At 71.6% G+C, this 15,485-nt stretch carries 16 protein-coding genes; 6 read left to right on the top strand and 10 right to left on the bottom strand.

Annotation, left to right across the window (positions count from 1 at the left end):
• Positions 1-29: 29 nt before the first annotated feature.
• Entirely contained in the window at positions 30-1,223 is a 1,194-nt protein-coding gene (locus CFP66_RS31140; protein ID WP_198961778.1) for an RNA-guided endonuclease TnpB family protein, read from the bottom strand.
• A gap of 137 nt (positions 1,224-1,360) precedes the next feature.
• Between CFP66_RS31140 and CFP66_RS31145 the strand changes: the two genes are divergently transcribed.
• The gene (locus CFP66_RS31145) at positions 1,361-2,707 is read left to right on the top strand and encodes a (Fe-S)-binding protein (protein WP_094928785.1); all 1,347 of its coding nucleotides are present in this window, start codon (positions 1,361-1,363) and stop codon (positions 2,705-2,707) included.
• A gap of 15 nt (positions 2,708-2,722) precedes the next feature.
• Here CFP66_RS31145 and CFP66_RS31150 read toward each other — a convergent pair whose 3' ends face one another.
• Entirely contained in the window at positions 2,723-3,358 is a 636-nt protein-coding gene (locus CFP66_RS31150) for a TetR/AcrR family transcriptional regulator (RefSeq protein ID WP_094928786.1), read from the bottom strand.
• A gap of 129 nt (positions 3,359-3,487) precedes the next feature.
• Here CFP66_RS31150 and CFP66_RS31155 point away from each other — a divergent pair, with 129 nt between their 5' ends.
• The gene (locus CFP66_RS31155; protein WP_094928787.1) at positions 3,488-3,967 is read left to right on the top strand and encodes a peroxiredoxin family protein; all 480 of its coding nucleotides are present in this window, start codon (positions 3,488-3,490) and stop codon (positions 3,965-3,967) included.
• A gap of 25 nt (positions 3,968-3,992) precedes the next feature.
• Here CFP66_RS31155 and CFP66_RS31160 read toward each other — a convergent pair whose 3' ends face one another.
• From CFP66_RS31160 to CFP66_RS31180, 5 genes are all read right to left on the bottom strand, one after another.
• Complete coding sequence (locus CFP66_RS31160) at positions 3,993-4,874, bottom strand: carbohydrate ABC transporter permease (protein WP_094928788.1); 882 nt, start codon at positions 4,872-4,874, stop codon at positions 3,993-3,995.
• Positions 4,875-4,877: 3 nt separating this feature from the next.
• Complete coding sequence (locus tag CFP66_RS31165) at positions 4,878-5,813, bottom strand: carbohydrate ABC transporter permease (RefSeq protein WP_233159862.1); 936 nt, start codon at positions 5,811-5,813, stop codon at positions 4,878-4,880.
• A gap of 14 nt (positions 5,814-5,827) precedes the next feature.
• A complete protein-coding gene (locus tag CFP66_RS31170; protein WP_094928789.1) occupies positions 5,828-6,865 on the bottom strand; it encodes an ABC transporter ATP-binding protein in 1,038 nt (345 codons plus the stop codon).
• A 43-nt stretch (positions 6,866-6,908) separates the two neighbouring features.
• Positions 6,909-8,330 carry an ABC transporter substrate-binding protein gene (locus tag CFP66_RS31175; protein ID WP_233159863.1) on the bottom strand — a complete coding sequence of 474 codons (1,422 nt, stop codon included), beginning with the start codon at positions 8,328-8,330 and terminating at the stop codon, positions 6,909-6,911.
• Positions 8,331-8,443: 113 nt separating this feature from the next.
• Positions 8,444-9,445, bottom strand: coding sequence for a thiamine-phosphate kinase (locus tag CFP66_RS31180; protein ID WP_094928790.1), 1,002 nt, complete (start codon positions 9,443-9,445; stop codon positions 8,444-8,446).
• Positions 9,446-9,515: 70 nt separating this feature from the next.
• On the opposite strand from CFP66_RS31180, the gene CFP66_RS31185 reads away from it, so the two are divergent.
• From CFP66_RS31185 to CFP66_RS31195, 3 genes are read left to right on the top strand one after another with little or no spacing between them, the layout of a single operon-like run.
• Positions 9,516-9,752: an Lrp/AsnC ligand binding domain-containing protein gene (locus tag CFP66_RS31185; protein ID WP_094928791.1), complete on the top strand. Its 237-nt coding sequence runs from the start codon at positions 9,516-9,518 to the stop codon at positions 9,750-9,752.
• Positions 9,753-9,758: 6 nt separating this feature from the next.
• Positions 9,759-10,316, top strand: coding sequence for a DUF3515 domain-containing protein (locus tag CFP66_RS31190; protein ID WP_094928792.1), 558 nt, complete (start codon positions 9,759-9,761; stop codon positions 10,314-10,316).
• Positions 10,317-10,341: 25 nt separating this feature from the next.
• Entirely contained in the window at positions 10,342-11,007 is a 666-nt protein-coding gene (locus tag CFP66_RS31195) for a metal-dependent transcriptional regulator (protein ID WP_094928793.1), read from the top strand.
• A gap of 8 nt (positions 11,008-11,015) precedes the next feature.
• On the opposite strand, the gene CFP66_RS31200 is transcribed toward CFP66_RS31195, so the two are convergent.
• Positions 11,016-12,125, bottom strand: a complete 1,110-nt coding sequence (locus tag CFP66_RS31200; protein WP_094928794.1) for a D-alanine--D-alanine ligase family protein — start codon at positions 12,123-12,125, stop codon at positions 11,016-11,018.
• 204 nt (positions 12,126-12,329) lie between these two features.
• Between CFP66_RS31200 and CFP66_RS31205 the strand changes: the two genes are divergently transcribed.
• Positions 12,330-12,743 (top strand): pyridoxamine 5'-phosphate oxidase family protein, encoded by a 414-nt coding sequence (locus CFP66_RS31205; RefSeq protein WP_094928831.1) that lies wholly within the window; start codon positions 12,330-12,332, stop codon positions 12,741-12,743.
• Positions 12,744-12,763: 20 nt separating this feature from the next.
• Here the strand turns inward: CFP66_RS31205 and putP are convergent, their stop codons facing one another.
• Both putP and CFP66_RS31215 read right to left on the bottom strand, forming a co-directional pair.
• Positions 12,764-14,275, bottom strand: coding sequence for a sodium/proline symporter PutP (gene putP, locus CFP66_RS31210; RefSeq protein WP_094928795.1), 1,512 nt, complete (start codon positions 14,273-14,275; stop codon positions 12,764-12,766).
• Between the two features lie 104 nt (positions 14,276-14,379).
• Positions 14,380-15,303, bottom strand: a complete 924-nt coding sequence (locus CFP66_RS31215; RefSeq protein ID WP_094928796.1) for a proline dehydrogenase family protein — start codon at positions 15,301-15,303, stop codon at positions 14,380-14,382.
• Between the last annotated feature and the right edge of the window lie 182 nt (positions 15,304-15,485).

The following is a 15,485-nucleotide window of genomic DNA, read 5'->3' on the forward strand; positions in this document are numbered from 1 at the left end:
GCGGCGGGGATTCCAACCTTTTCGCCCACCTACGCGGCAGGAGATTCTGGTTGAGGTTCACGGTTCACAGCCCCACCTGGTGGTTGAAGGGCTCCCCGTGCTGCCAGGGTCGTCCTACCCCGGTTGTTGATGTTGATCGCCGCGTTGATGTCGGCATGCACCTCATGCCCGCAGGCCACGCAGCGAAACCGCGCTTGGCTCTCACGCGATTCCGCTGCAATGTGCCCGCAGACGGAGCATTCCTGGGACGAGTACGCCGCATTCACCCCGTCGACTCGGCCTGGCGCCTTGTGTCTGAGGCGTACCGCCAGCAAACCCCATCCGGACGCGAGGATCCGCCGGTTGAGGCTGGCTTTCTGACGTACGTTGCGGCCCGGCGCTGTGACCGTGCCGCGCGCCGACTTGGACATTGCGCGAATGTTCAACTTCTCGACGTAGACTCGGTCGAATCGGCGAGCCAAGTCTGTGCTCGTCTTCTCGGCCCAGTCTTTGCGGCGGTCCGCCGCGCGGGCCCGCAGACGGGCGGCCGCGCGCTTGAGGCGCTTGCGCCGGTTCGAGCCCCGCTTGGCCCGAACGAGCCGCCGTTGCAACCGAACCAGCCGCTCAGCTTCTTTCACCGACAGGTCCGGGCAGCGCAGCAGTTCGCCCGTCGACAGTGCGGCGGACACCGCCACGCCTCGGTCCACACCGACCGTCTCGCCGGTGCCGGGTGCGGGGATCGGTTCTGGAACGGCAGCGAACGCGACATGCCACCGCCCGGTCCGATCCCGGGTCACCCGATAGGACCTCACCCCTCCGGGCACGGCGCGGGAGCGCCGAGACCGCACCCACCCGATCTTGGGCACCGACACGGCCGAGAGCTTCCGGTTGAGCTTGCGGATGTGCTCGGGCATCACGCCAACCTGCCGAAATCCCTCGTGCACCCCGGCCTTGCGCCATGTCGGCCGCCGATGCGTAGCGCTGAAGAAGTTGCGCATGGCCTGGGCGAAGTCCCGCAGTGCCTGCTGCTGCACCGTCACCGAGCCCGCCGCAAGCCAGTCGAAAGCCGCGCGTGCCTCGGTGAGCTGGCGACACTGGTCGTTGTAGCCCGGCGCCGCGGTGCGACCCTGCCGCCAGTGCGCGTACTGCTCAACCGCCAGGTTCCACACGAACCGCGCATGCGCACAATGCGTCAGCAGCGCCGCCTCCTGGGCGGGATCGGGCAGCAGCCGGAACCGGGACACGAGAACGACGCTAACGTCCATGTCCGACAGAGCCCGGCAATGTCTTGCCGACGCCGCCCCGGCTTGACAGGGTTCGCCCTGGTGAGCTCGGGATTTCTCCCAGCCCAAGAAGCATACGTCTCCGTCGGAGGGCCCCGATGACCACACCCGCCGGTTCCGCCGACACCAACCTGCCGCAGACGGGCGCGTCCCGCTTCGACGAGCACCGCCCCCCGGAGCGGGAGCTGCTCGACGACTGCGTGCACTGCGGCTTCTGCCTACCGACCTGCCCCACCTACCAGCTGTGGGGCGAGGAGATGGACTCCCCGCGCGGCCGCATCTACCTGATGGACCTCGCGGAGAAGGGCGAGATCGAGCTGCCCGGGCCGTTCACCGAGCACATCGACCGGTGCCTGGGCTGCATGGCGTGCGTGACGGCGTGCCCGTCGGGCGTGCAGTACGACCGGCTGCTGGAGTCGGTGCGCCCGCAGATCGAACGCAACGTGCCGCGCGAGCGGTCCGACGCCTGGTTCCGCAACGCCATCTTCGCGTTGTTCCCCTACAAGCGGCGGTTGCGCGCCGCGGCCGTGCCGGGCGCGTTCTACCAGCGGCTCCGGAAGATCCCCGCGGTCGCGAAGCTCGCGGGGAAGCTCCCCGGGCGGCTCGGCGCGATGGAGTCGCTGCTGCCGCCGGTATCGGTGCGCGAGGCGTTCGCCCGGCTGCCCGTGCACACCCCCGCGGTCGGTGAGCGCCGGGCACGGGTGGCGCTGCTGTCGGGCTGCGTGCAGGACGTGTTCTTCCACCGCGTCAACGAGGCCACCGTGCGGGTGCTGGCCGCCGAGGGCTGCGACGTCCTCGTGCCGCGCGAGCAGCAGTGCTGCGGCGCGCTCGAGCTGCACGCCGGCCGCGAGGACAGCGCGCTGGCCAGGGCGAAGCGCGAGATCGCGGTCTACGAGAAGCTGGACGTCGACCACGTCGTCACCAACGTCGCCGGCTGCGGCTCCTCGATGAAGGAGTACGGCCACCTGCTCGACGACGACCCCGAGTGGGCCGAGCACGCGAAGGCGTTCAGCGCCCGGGTGCGCGACGTGCACGAGGTGCTCGCCGACCTGCTGTCCGACGGGGGGCCGCGCGCACCTCGGCACCCGTTCCGCGGCCGGGTGGCCTACCACGACGCCTGCCACCTCGGGCACGCCCAGCAGGTGCGCAGCCAGCCGCGCGACGTGCTGCGCTCGATCCCGGACCTGGAGCTGGTGGACCTTCCCGAGGCTGCCCTGTGCTGCGGCTCTGCCGGCATCTACAACATGCTCATGCCGGACGCCGCGGCCGACCTCGGCGCCCGCAAGGCCGCGAACGTCCGGTCGGTGGAGCCGGACCTGGTCGTCACCGCCAACCCGGGTTGCCTGCTGCAGATCGGCAAGCACCTCGGGCAGGACCTCCCGCTGCTGCACCCGGTGCAGCTGCTCGACGCGTCGATCCGCGGGGTCGCGGTGCCCCGCAGCTGAGGCAGGCGCGCGCGTCTAGGGCAGCGTCAACGTCACGCTGCCCGGCACCGCCGCGAACGCCGTGCGCACGCACTCGGCGAGCGCGTCGCGGCTCAGCGGGCCCGGCCGGGCGGTCCACTGCTCGAGCGCCCCGTGGAAGGCGGCCACGAGCAGGTCCAGGACCAGCCGCACGCGCAGGTCGTGCTCGGCGAACCCGTAGTGCTCCCGCAGGATCGCCATCGCGGCGCGGGTGGTGCGGTCGCAGAACTGCAGGCCGTGCGCGTTCATCGAGGGGGTGACCGCGGCCAGGCGAGCGCTGACGGCCGCCCGCTCGGCCCACTCCTGCCCGGGCATCCGGGCCAGCGTGGCGAGCAGCGTGTCCTGCAGCAGCTCCAGGAGGGTCTCGCCCGACGCAGGCCTGCGGGCGTCGAGCTCGACCAGGAACGCCGTCCACAGGTCGCTGGTCGGCGCCAGCGCGACGTCCTCCTTGCTCGTGAAGTACCGGAAGAAGGTGCGCTTGGAGACCTCGACCTCGGCGCACAGGTCGTCCAGCGTGGTGGCCTCGAAGCCCTCGTCGGTGAACCGCCGCAAGGCGGTGTTCACGAGGGCCTGCCGCGTGCGGAGCTTCTTGCGCTCCCGCAGCGGTAGCTCGGCGGCCGACAGCGTGTCCATCACCGCTCACCGTATCCCGTGGTGCCCCTGAGTGCCATTTGCTACCCGGTGGAGGACCGACTTCTTAAGAGTCGGTGACCACACCCCGAGATCGCCACATTCGACGCTGCGCGCTCCTAGCGTCGGCACATGTCCCTGCTCCAGCCCGGCGACAAGTTCCCGGCACTGTCCGTGCAGCCCACCGACGGCGACGCGCTCCAGCTCCCGGACGCGCTGGCCGGCCACTACGGCGTCGTCCTGTTCTACCGCGGCTCGTGGTGCCCGTACTGCAACGCGCAGTTGCGCGCGTTCGAACGCGCCCACGACGCGCTGGCCGAGGTCGACGCCGCGGTGGTCGCACTCTCCGTCGACGACGCGGCGACCACGCGCACCCTCGTCGAGAAGCACCGCCTGCGCTTCCCGGTCGGCCACAGCGCCGATGCCCCCGCGATCTCCGCGGCCACCGGCGCGTTCGTCGACGGGCAGCACGGCCACCTCGAGTCCACCGGCTTCGTGCTCGACCCGACCGGCGCCGTCGTCGTCAGCGTCTACTCCAGCGGCGCCATCGGACGGCTCGTGCCCGAGGACGTCGTCGGCCTCATCCGCTACCTGCGCGAGCACGCAGCCTGATCCCGGCCGCCCGGGGCGCCGCCACTCATCCCTTGACGGCCCCCTGGGTGAACCCGGCGATGAACCGGTCGAGGAACAGGTTGAACACCAGCGCGATCGGCACCGCGACGAGCACGGTTGCGGCCTGCAGCGACTGCCAGAAGAAGACGTCGCCGCGCACGAGCTCGGTGGGCACGCCGGTGCTGATCACCTTCTCCGAACTGGGCGAGATGAACGCGAGCGCGTAGATGAACTCGCTCGCCGTGAGCGTGAAGGCGAACACGACCACGGCGACGAGTGCGGGGAACAGCAGCGGGGCGACGACCCGCAGCATCGCGCCCACGCGGCTGTAGCCGTCGACCATCGCCTGTTCCTCGATGTCGCGCGGGATGGTCTTGAGGAACCCGATGAGCAGCCAGACCGAGACCGGCACGGTGATCGTCGGATAGATCACCACCAGCGACCAGGTGGAGTCCTGCAGCCCGAGCGCCACCACGAGCCGCGACAGCGACAGGAACAGCAGCGTGGGCGGCACGAGGTAGACGAAGAAGATCGCGATGCCCATCCGGCCCGCCCACGGGCGGTCCAGCCGGGCGAGGCTGTAGGCCGCGGGGAGGGCCAGCGCCAGGGTGATCAGCACGACGACCACGCCCACCCACAGCGTGTTCCACGCGAAGGTCAGGAACCCGGTCTGGTTGAACAGCAGGTCGACGTGGTCGGTGGTGGGCGTCTCGTTGAAGATGAACGGGTTGTTGCGGCGCCGGTAGAGGTCGGTGTCCTGTTTGAAGGCGGTGATGGCCGCCCACACGAACGGGCCGGCCGCGGCCAGCGCGGTGAGGATCGCGATCGTGTACAGCGCGATCCGCGCGCTGCGGTGCCGCCGGGCGTAGCGGCGCCGCTGCGCGTCGGTGACGACGAGCTGGTCCACGGGCTAACTCACCTCCATGCGGCGCACGACCCGCAGGATCGCGACGGCCGCCGCGAGCAGCAGCGGGAACAGGAACAGCGCGATCGCGGCGCCCTGCCCGATGTCGCTGCCCTCGATCCCGCGGAAGAACGCCCAGCTGGCCAGGACCTGGGTCTCGTTGGTCGGGCCGCCGCGGGTGAGGACGTAGACCACGGTCATGTCGGTGAAGGTGAAGATCGCGCCGAACAACGCCGAGATCGCGATGACCGGGGCCGTCAGCGGGATCGTGATCTCGAACATCCGCCGCCAGTAGCCCGCGCCGTCCACCGTGGCCTGCTCCTGGACGTCCTTGGGCACCGACAGCAGCCCTGCCATCATGATCACTGCGGCCAGCGGCACCAGCCGCCAGACGTGCACGGCGATCACCGAGATCATGGCCAGGTTCGGCTGCCCGAGCCAGAACATGTTCGACTGGATGATCCCGACCTCGCGCAGCACCCAGTCGATCGGCGAGAACACCGAGTCGAGCAGCCACAGCCAGGTGATGGTCGAGAGCGCGACCGGCGTGGTCCAGGGCAGCAGCACGCAGAACCGGACGATCCACCGGCCCCGGAAGTCGGCGATGAGGACGTTGGCCAGCACCTTGCCGAACACCACGATGAAGAACATCGACACCGCGGTGAACAGGAGCGTGTTCCACAGGGACCGCCAGAACACCGGGTCGCCGAAGATCCGCTCGAAGTTCTGCAGGCCCACCCAGTCGAAGCTCGGGTCGCCGCCGGTGACGTCGGAGAGGCTGAACGCCACTGCGAGCACGAACGGGACCCCGACCAGCGCGAGGATGTAGACCACCGCAGGGGCCAGCATCAGCCAGGACAGCACGCCGTCGCGGTCGGCCACCTTGCGCCGGGAGAAGTCGACGGATCGCGACGCGCGGTCGCCGGACCTCGACGGGGCCACGGGCGGCGAACCCATCACGCCCCCAGCCGCACCGGCTCGGTACGCAGGCCCGTGCCGGCGTCGAAGAACCGCAGCCTGCCGGCCGGCACCGCGAAGTCGTGCCGGTCGCCCACCGCGATGGGCGTCTCCACGGTGGCGGGCAGCCGGGCGATCACCCGGCACGGCCCGTCGCCGATGTCGACGGTGCCGTAGATGTGCCGGTCGCCGGACAGGTACTCCATCCGCTGCACCTCCAGCGTGGCCGTCACCCGTTCCCCGGGCACGTTCTCGACGGGCAGCAGGTGCTCGGGCCGGAACCCGACGAGCACCTCGCCGTGCGGCACGAGGTTCATCGGCGGCGACCCGATGAAGGTGGCGACGAACGTGTCGGCCGGGTCGTCGTAGATCTCGACGGGCGCCCCGATCTGGCGGACCCGGCCGTCGGACATGACCGCGATCCGGTCGCCGAGCCCCATCGCCTCGCTCTGGTCGTGGGTGACGTAGATCGTGGTGGCGCCGATGTCCTGCTGGAACCGCTTCAGCTCGTCGCGCGCGCTGGTGCGCAGCTTGGCGTCCAGGTTGGACAGCGGTTCGTCGAGCAGGAACGCCGTGGGGTCGCGCACCAGCGCCCTGGCCAGCGCCACCCGCTGCCGCTCGCCGCCGGAGAGCTGGCGCGGCTTGCGGTCGAGCAGGTGGCCGATGCCCAGCATCCCGGCCGCCGTGCGGGCCTTCTCCTCACGGTCCGCGGGCGCCATGCCTTCCGCCCGCAGCGGGAACACGATGTTGGCCTGCACGGTCTTGTGCGGGTAGAGCGCGTAGCTCTGGAACACCATCGCGATCCGCCGGGCCCGCGGTGGCAGCCCGGTGACCACCTGCCCGCCGATCAGGACGTCGCCGCTGGTGGGCGCCTCGAGCCCGGCGATGGTGCGCAGCAGGGTGGTCTTGCCGCAGCCCGACGGGCCCAGCAGCACCAGGTACTCCCCCTCGCCGGTGGCCAGGTCGACGCCGTCGATCGCGTGCACCCGGCCCGAGTCGAAGGACTTGCGCAGGTCGCGGACCTCAACCGTGCTCATGCCGCCTCCGCGGAGGCGATACGTCGGCGGTGCTCAAGAACGCTCAACTCCCGCCCGTGCCGATCAGGCCTCGCGTCCGCCAGTTGTCGAAGATCGGGGTGATCTGCGCCTCGGCGTCGGCGACCGCCTGCTGCGGGCTGACCTCGCCCCGCGCGGCCCTGGCGAACATGTTCGGGATGACGAACGTGGCGAACACCTCGCCCTCGGCCGTGTTGGCGGTGCCCGGGTACCCGATGTTGGTGCTCCAGTCGATGGCGCTCTCCAGCAGCGCGAGCTTGTTCGCCGGCTGCGCACCGTAGGGGTCCGCGCTCAGCCACGCACCGAGGTCGGGCACGACGTCGGGGTAGGCCGGGAAGTCGTAGAGCTTGGAGTGCCAGGCCACCACGTCGAGGTTGCCCGTGTAGTGCAGCAGGAACTCCTTGGCCGCCTCCGGGTTGGCGGCGTGGTTCGGGACGATCCAGTTGTACATGACGTGGCTGGCGGCGCGGGCGTCCGCGGGACCGCGCAGGGCCGGGGTGAAGAAGATGTCGGCCGCGGTCTCGGGGTCGGTCTCCTGCGTGGTCCGCCAGGCCGAGAGCGAGTTGAGGATGTAGGACAGCTGCCCCGCGGCGAGGCCCTGGTTGTTGGACGCGGCGTTCCACGAGAAGACCTCGGGGGTCATCGCGTCCGTGTAGAGCCTGCTCATGAACTCGACCGCCGCCACGGTCTCGGGCGAGTTGATGACCACCTGCTCCGAGGCGTCCTGGATCGACGCGCCGAACGACCACAGCAGGGCCCGGCCCGCCATGTTGGAGTCGATCTCCTGCGACATCCCGACGCCCAGCTGGACGCCCTGGTCGTTCTTGATCTGGGTGCCGGCCCGGAGCAGGTCGTCCCACGTGGTGGGGCCGTCGGGGAGCCCCACCGGGGTCCAGAGGCTCTTGCGGTAGTCGCCGGGGTCGGGGACCCAGGCCGGCGCGTACGCGAAGTACCTGCCGGTGGTGGGGTTGAACGAGGACTTCTGGCAGAGCTCCCGCATCTCGCCGTGGCGGTTGTTCGCCTCGGTGACGACGTCGGTGAGGTCGAGGACGCTCGGCTCGTACTGCGGCACCGGGGAGATGTGCAGGATCAGGTCGTGCCCCTGACCTGCCTGGATCTCGGCCTGCGTGCGGGCCGGCAGCTCGGCGTAGTTGATGTGGTCGACGGTGACCTCCACGCCGACCCGGCTGCCCCACTCCTTGACCCACGGGTCGAACCACGTGTCGTGCGCGGGCACGAAGTGGCTCCACATCAGGATCGACAGGGCCCCCGACAGCGGCGCAGTCGGCTCCGTGAACGTGCCGGCAGGTGCGGGGCTGCTCGGTGCGGGCGCCCCGCCGCCGCCCTCGTCACCGCCCCCGCCGCACGCCACCATCGTGCCGCCGAGCGCCGCCAGGCCCGTGGCCTGCAGAAACCGGCGGCGGTCGAACTCCATACGGACATTCATCCTGGCGCTCCCCGAGGCATCGTCGACTCGATCGGGTGATCGTAGGTCGACCCCGCACCCCGAGCGACGAAAAGGACACGATCGTTACCGCGCCGGTGTCGCGGTGCCGTCGGTCAGCGGGCAGCGAAGTGTTCCCAGCCTTCCGGGCCGCCTTCGTAGGCCCGGCCGTTCACCAGGACTTCCGGTTCTCCTTCCGACACGGTGCCGATCGCCGTCCAGCCGTCCGGGAGCGCTCCGGGGAAGGTCGCGACGAGCGCGTGGTCCTCGCCCCCGGTGAGGAACCAGTGCAGGGGGTCGACACCGAGTGCCGCGCCGACGTCGACCAGTCGGGAGGGCACCTCGAACGCGGCGCTGCGCACGTCGATGCGCACCCCGGAGGCCCGGGCGACGTGGCCGAGATCGGCGAGCAGCCCGTCGGAGACGTCGATCATCGCCGTGGCGCCCGCGTCGGCCGCCTGCGGACCCGCCGCGTACGGCGGCTCCGGCACCCGGTGCGCCGAGACCACGGCCACCGGCGAGCGGAAACCGCGCGCCAGCACGGCCCACCCGGCCGCCGCCCACCCCACGCGCCCGGCGATCGCGACCCGGTCCCCGGGACGGGCGCCGGCGCGCGTCACCGCCTCCCGCCCGTCCAGCGAGCCGAGCGCGGTGACCGACAGCACCAGCGTGGCCGACGACGCCACGTCGCCGCCCACCACGCCCGCACCCACCGAGCGCGCCTCCGCCCACAGCCCGTCGGTCAGCCCGGTGAGCGTCTCGACGGGGGTGTCGGGCGGGCACGCGAGCCCGACGAGCAGCGCCGTGGGCACCGCGCCCATGGCGGCGATGTCGGCGAGGTTGGCCGCCGCGGCCTTGCGCCCGATCTGCTCGGGGCTCGACCAGTCCAGCCGGAAGTGCACGCCGGCGACGAGCACGTCCGTGCTCGCCACCACCCTTCCGTCCGGCGCGGCGACGACGGCGGCGTCGTCACCAGGCCCGAGCAGGGTGGCGGGTGTCGGCACGCGCTCAGCGGTGAGCCGGTCGATCAGACCGAACTCGCCGATACCGGCGAGTGTGTTCGCGGGTGTGTTCTCCGCCTCCGCACCCCCCGTCGGGGGCGGTTGCGATGTGGGCACGGGCGCCTCCTCCGGTACGTTCGGTCTCCGACTCTCCTACGCCCAACGATCGAACTGGAAGGGGCTCGCCGTGGTGCAGGCTTACATCCTGGTGCAGACCGAGGTCGGCAAGGCCGCCGCCGTCGCCGCCGAGATTTCCAAGATCGCTGGGGTCGTCTCCGCGGAGGACGTCACCGGCCCGTACGACGTGATCGTGCGCGCCCAGTCCGACGACGTCGACCTCCTCGGGCAGCTCGTCGTCGCGCAGGTGCAGGGCGTCAGCGGCATCACGCGCACGCTGACCTGCCCGGTGGTGCACCTCTCCTGACCTCCCGTGCGTACCCGGGTCTCCCTGCCGGTGGCGATCGCGATCGCGCTGCCGCTGCTGCTCGCCGTCACGGTGGCCGCCATCGCGGTCGTCGCGCGCGTGCAGGGCGTCGGCGCGCCACCGCCACCGGACACGGGGCCGCTCGCGGTCGCCCCGGTCGACTCCCCCGGCGCCTCCGGACCGGAATGCGCGAGCCTGCTCGCCGCCCTCCCCACCGAGCTGGACGGTCCGGACGGCCCCCTGCCGCCCCGCCCGATCGCCGAGGCCGAGCAGCTGCCGGGCGTGCGCGCCTGGGCGGCGGCCCCCCGGCCGGTCGTGCTGCGCTGCGGACTGCCCCGCCCTGTCGAGCTGACGCCGACCTCGGCCCTGCTGGAGGTCAACGGGGTGCGCTGGCTGCAGCTCGACGACGGCCTGCCCGAACCCGTGCAGGTCAGCTACATCGCCGTGGACCGGCCGGTGTACGTGGCGGTGACCACGCCCGTCGACGCCGGGAGCGGGCCGCTGCAGCAGGTGGCCGACGTGGTGCGCGAGACCCTGCCCGCCACCGCGGTGGCGGTGCGCTGACCTCGCGCGGCATACGATTCCCCGCATGGTGACGTTGTCCCGGGCGACCGAGGACTACCTGAAGGCGATCTACCACCTCGCCCATCGCGGCGAGCCGGTCACCACCGGGCAGCTGGCGAGCGAGCTCGGCGTGTCGGCCCCGTCGGTCTCGGCCATGGTGAAGCGCCTCGAGGACGGGCGGATGCTGGTCCGCCCGGACAGCCGCTCGCTGGAGCTCACCGCGTCCGGGGAGCGGGCCGCGCTGCGCGTCGTACGGCGGCACCGGCTGCTGGAGACCTTCCTGGCCCGCATGCTCGACGTGCCGTGGGACGAGGTGCACGCCGAGGCGGAGCTGCTCGAGCACGCCCTGTCCGACCGGCTCGAGGAACGCATCGACGCCGCGCTCGGCCACCCGACGCACGACCCGCACGGCGACCCGATCCCACCCCGCGACGGCCCGCACGAGGAGGGGTGGGGCGAGTCGCTCGACGCCGCACCCACCGGCGACTGCTTCCACGTGGACCGGGTGTCCGACCGCGACAGCGCGGCCCTGCGCTACCTCGGCGAGCTCGGCATCTACCCCGGCGTCGTGATCGTGGTCGAGGAGCAGGCGCCGTTCGGCGGGCCGCGGTGGGTCCGGGTGGGCGAGCAGCGCCACGCGCTGGGCCCCGCCCTCACCCGCCTGGTGCACGGTCACGCCGCACCGGACTGAGCCGGGATTCAGCGCAGGCCGGTGCCGCGGGCCTGCGCCGTCTCGACGAGCGTGGTCAGCAGCGTCGCGAAGTCGATGCCGGTGACCGCCCACGCCCGCGGGTACATCGAGATCGGCGTGAACCCCGGCATCGTGTTGACCTCGTTGACGGTGAGCTCCCCGTCGGGGCCGACGAAGAAGTCCACGCGCGCGAGGCCCTGCCCGTCGACGGCGCGGAAGGCGTCCACCGCCATGGCGCGCAGCCGCTCGGCCACGTCGTCGTCGAGCTTTGCGGGGATGTCGAACTCGCAGACGTCGTCGAGGTACTTGGCCTCGAAGTCGTAGAAGCCGGGTGTGGTGCCGCCCGCGGTGGTGCCGGTGATCCGGATCTCCGCGGGCACGCTGGCGCGCACGCTGCCGTCGGGGAGCTCGAGCACTGCGCACTCGACCTCCCTGCCGACGACCGCCGCCTCCACCAGCACCTTCGGGTCGTGCTCGCGGGCCAGCGCGATCGCGGCGTCCAGGTCTGCCCAGTCGGTGACGCGGGTGATCCCCACCGAGGAGCCCGCCCGGGCCGGCTTGACGAACGCCGGCAGGCCGAGCCGCTCGCGTTGCGCCGCCGTCAGCGTGGCCGTGCCGGGTCGCAGCACGACGAGCTCCCCGACGGGAAGGCCCTCGGCCGCCAGCAGCTTCTTGGTGAACTCCTTGTCCATCGACACGGCGCTCGCGAGCACGCCCGCCCCGACGTAGGGCAGGCCCGCCATCTCCAGCAGCCCCTGGATCGTGCCGTCCTCGCCGAACGGGCCGTGCAGCACCGGGAACACGACGTCGACGCCCGAGAACACCTCGCCCGCCCGGTCCGCGTCGAGGACGACGAGCCCGCCGCGCGTGGGGTCCCCGGGCAGCGCCAGCGCGGTGCCGGTGGCATCGACCGAGGGCAGCGCCCGATCGGAGATCACGAGCTCGCGGGGGTCGGCGGTGCCCAGCACCCAGGCCCCGTCGCGGGTGATGCCGACCGGCACGACCTCGAAACGCTCCGGATCGAGGTGCGACAGCACGGCTCCGGCGGAGACGCAGGAGATGGCGTGCTCGCTGCTCCGGCCCCCGAACACGACAGCGACCCGCACCTTCTGCGTCATGGAACGGGAGGGTAGGCGCTGGGAACCCGACCGACCGATCCGGGCACCCACCCCCACCTTGGAGCCTTAGTGCTGTTTTTGAGCGCTCAGAACAGCAGCAAGGCTCCAAGGTGCTGGTGGGGCGGGGCGTCCATCCCCTCCGCCGTCCCTGATCGGTGCCAGACTTGCCGTGTGTCCGCCATCGATCTCGCCCCGGTCCGCAGCATGGTCACCCGCGAGCACGGCCTGGCGAGCGTCGCCGTCGTCCGCGCCGACGGCACGCCGCACACCTCGCTCGTGAACGCGGGCGTGCTCGAGCACCCGCTCACCCACCGCCCGGTGGTCGGCTACGTCACCTACGGCCCGGTGAAGCTGCGCAGCCTCCGGGAGCGCCCGGACACGTCACTGCTGTGGCGGGCCGGGTGGCAGTGGGTGGGCGTCGACGGCCGCAGCGAGCTCATCGGCCCCGACGACCCGGCCGACGGTCTGGACGCCGACGGCGTGCGGTTGCTGCTGCGCGCCGTGTTCACCGGCGCCGGGGGCACGCACGACGACTGGGACGCCTACGACCGAGTGATGCGCGAGGAGCGCCGGGTGGCCGTGCTGGTCGAGCCCGAGCGGGTGTACGGCAACTCCTGAGCACGGCCACCGGCGGCGCACTACGACGCGGCCACCCGCTTCTCCTGGAGACCCTCGATCGCCGCGTCGAACTCGCGCTCGATCTCCGCGTTCGGCACGTAGGTCATCCTGCTGACGACGGCGGCCACCACGAGGTTCACGGCGAACGCGGGCACGATCTCGTAGAGGTCCACGCCGGAGACGGCCTCGCCGTAGGCGTCCCACGCGAAGACGGTGACCGCGCCGGCGACCATTCCGGCCAGAGCGCCCCAGTTGGTGAGCTTGCGCCAGAACAGGCACAGCAGGACGGCCGGGCCGAAGGAGGCGCCGAATCCGGCCCAGGCGAACGCGACCAGGTCCAGGATCGTGTCACTCGGGTTGAGGGCCAGCACGCCGCCGATCAGGGCGACCCCCAGCACGCACAGCCGGCCGAGCAGCATCAGGGTGCGCGGCGAGGTGTCGCGGCCGAAGACCTTGTACAGGTCCTCCACGAAGGCCGAGGAGCTGACGATCAGCTGGCTCGACACGGTGCTCATGATCGCCGCCAGCACGGCGGCGAACACGAAGCCGACGACCAGTGGGTGCAGCAGGAGCTGCGACATCGCCAGCACCACGAGCTCGGGGTCGTCCAGCGGACTGGGCGTGCGCAGGAAGAACGCGATGCCGATGAGGCCGCAGGCGACCGCGCCGAGCAGCGACACGACCATCCAGCTGATGCCGATCCGCCGCGCCGGCCCGGCCGATGCGACGTCCCGCATGGCCATGAACCGCACGATGACGTGCGGCTGGCCGAAGTACCCCAGGCCCCAGGCCGCTGCCGAGATGATGCCGATCGCTGCCGTCGCGGTCAGCCCCGCTCCGCCCACCAGGGACAGCCGCGCCGGGTCGACCTCGCGGATCCCCGCGGCCGTCTCCCCGAGCCCGCCGACCGCGAAGATCGCGGCAACCGGCACGACCAGCAGGGCGAGCATCATCATCACGCCCTGCACCACGTCGGTGAGGGAGGCTCCGAGGAAGCCGCCGAACAGCGTGTAGCTCAGGGTCACCACGGCGACGAGGATCATGCCAAGCAGGTAGGGGCCGTTGAAGGCGAGCTCGAAGAATTGGCCGCCGGCCACCAGCATCGAGGACACGTAGAACGTGAAGAACACCAGGATGATGGCCCCCGACGCCACCCGCAACGCCCGCGAACTGTCGTGCAACCGGTTCTCGAAGAAGCTCGGGATCGTGATCGAGTTCCTCGCCACCTCGGTGTAGGAGCGCAGCCGCGGCGCCACGAACCGCCAGTTCAGGTAGGCCCCGACGGTCAGGCCGATGGCGATCCACGCCTCGACGAGGCCGGCGACGTAGATCGCTCCGGGAAGGCCCATCATCAGCCAGCCCGACATGTCCGAGGCGCCCGCGCTCAACGCGGCCGTCCACGGTGGGAGCTGGCGCCCGGCCAGCATGTACCCCTCGTGATCGCTCGTCTGCCGGTAGGCGTAGTAGCCGATCCCGATCATCGCCGCGAAGTAGATGACCAGCGCGGCGACCTCGTAGGTCTGATCGGACATCGCAGTTCCTTTCGCCCGTCGAGGAGTACGTACTCGGGAGCCGGCGTACCGGCCGGAATGTCGGTCGGGGGTACTGCGTTGTCGAACGGGATCTTCTCCCAGATTCAGCCGCGCGTCACGAGCGAACGGGCGAAGAACGCCAGGTTCGCGGGCCGCTCGGCCAGGCGCCGCATGAAGTACCCGAACCACTCGGTGCCGTAGGGCAGGTACACCCGGATCTGCTGCCCTTCGGCCGCCAGGTCGGCCTGTGCGCGTGGCCGCACGCCGTAGAGCATCTGCAGCTCGTAGTCGCGCGCGCTGCGCCCGGCGCGCTGCGCGAGGTGGCGCGTGATCGCGACCAGCCGCGGGTCGTGCGTCGCGACCATCGGCAACCCGTCCCCCGCCATGAGCACCTTGAGGCAGCGGACGTAGGACCGGTCGACCTCGTCCGTGCGCCGGAACGCCGCCGACTCGGGCTCGTCGTAGGCGCCCTTGCACAGCCGCACCCGCGATCCCGGTCCGGCGAGGTCGCGGCAGTCGCCCTCGGTGCGGCGCAGCTGCGACTGCAGCACCGCGCCCAGCCAGGGGAAGTCGACCCGCAGGTCGCGCACCGCCTGCAGCGTGGCGTCGGTGGTGGTGTGGTCCTCCATGTCGACGGTGACGGTGGTGCCGACGGCCGCGGCCGCCTCGCACACCTGCCGCGCGGACTCCAGCGCGATCTTCTCCCCGTCGCGGGGCAACCGCTGCCCGAATGCGGACAGCTTCACCGACACCTCGACGCGGTCGGCCAGACCCTCGTCGCCGAGGCGGTGCAGCAGCGCCCGGTACGCCGCGACGTTCGCGTCGGCCCGGTCGCGGTCGGTGGTGTCCTCGCCGAGGTGGTCCACCGTGACCAACCGATCGACGGTGATCCGCCGGGCCGTGGCGACGGCCTGGTCCAGCGTGGTGCCGGCCACGAACCGGCCCACCAGCGCGTCGAACGGTCCGGACTCGACGGCGGCGCGGACGGCGTCCGACCGGGCCGCGGCCAGCAGGGTGCTGCGAAGCATGCGGAGGACCGTAGAGCGCGGGCGGAGCCGACCGGCTGGTCCGACCGGACAAGGATCCGAAGACCCCTTGGTCCGGCCGGACAGCGCCCCGCGCCCGTGATCACGAGTATCGGTTGCTCATGGTTGTGATCACGACAATGAGCAACCGATACCGCGGATCTTGGACTGGCGCTTGTCCGGCC

The organism is Pseudonocardia sp. MH-G8, assembly GCF_002262885.1.
Classification (GTDB): domain Bacteria; phylum Actinomycetota; class Actinomycetes; order Mycobacteriales; family Pseudonocardiaceae; genus Pseudonocardia.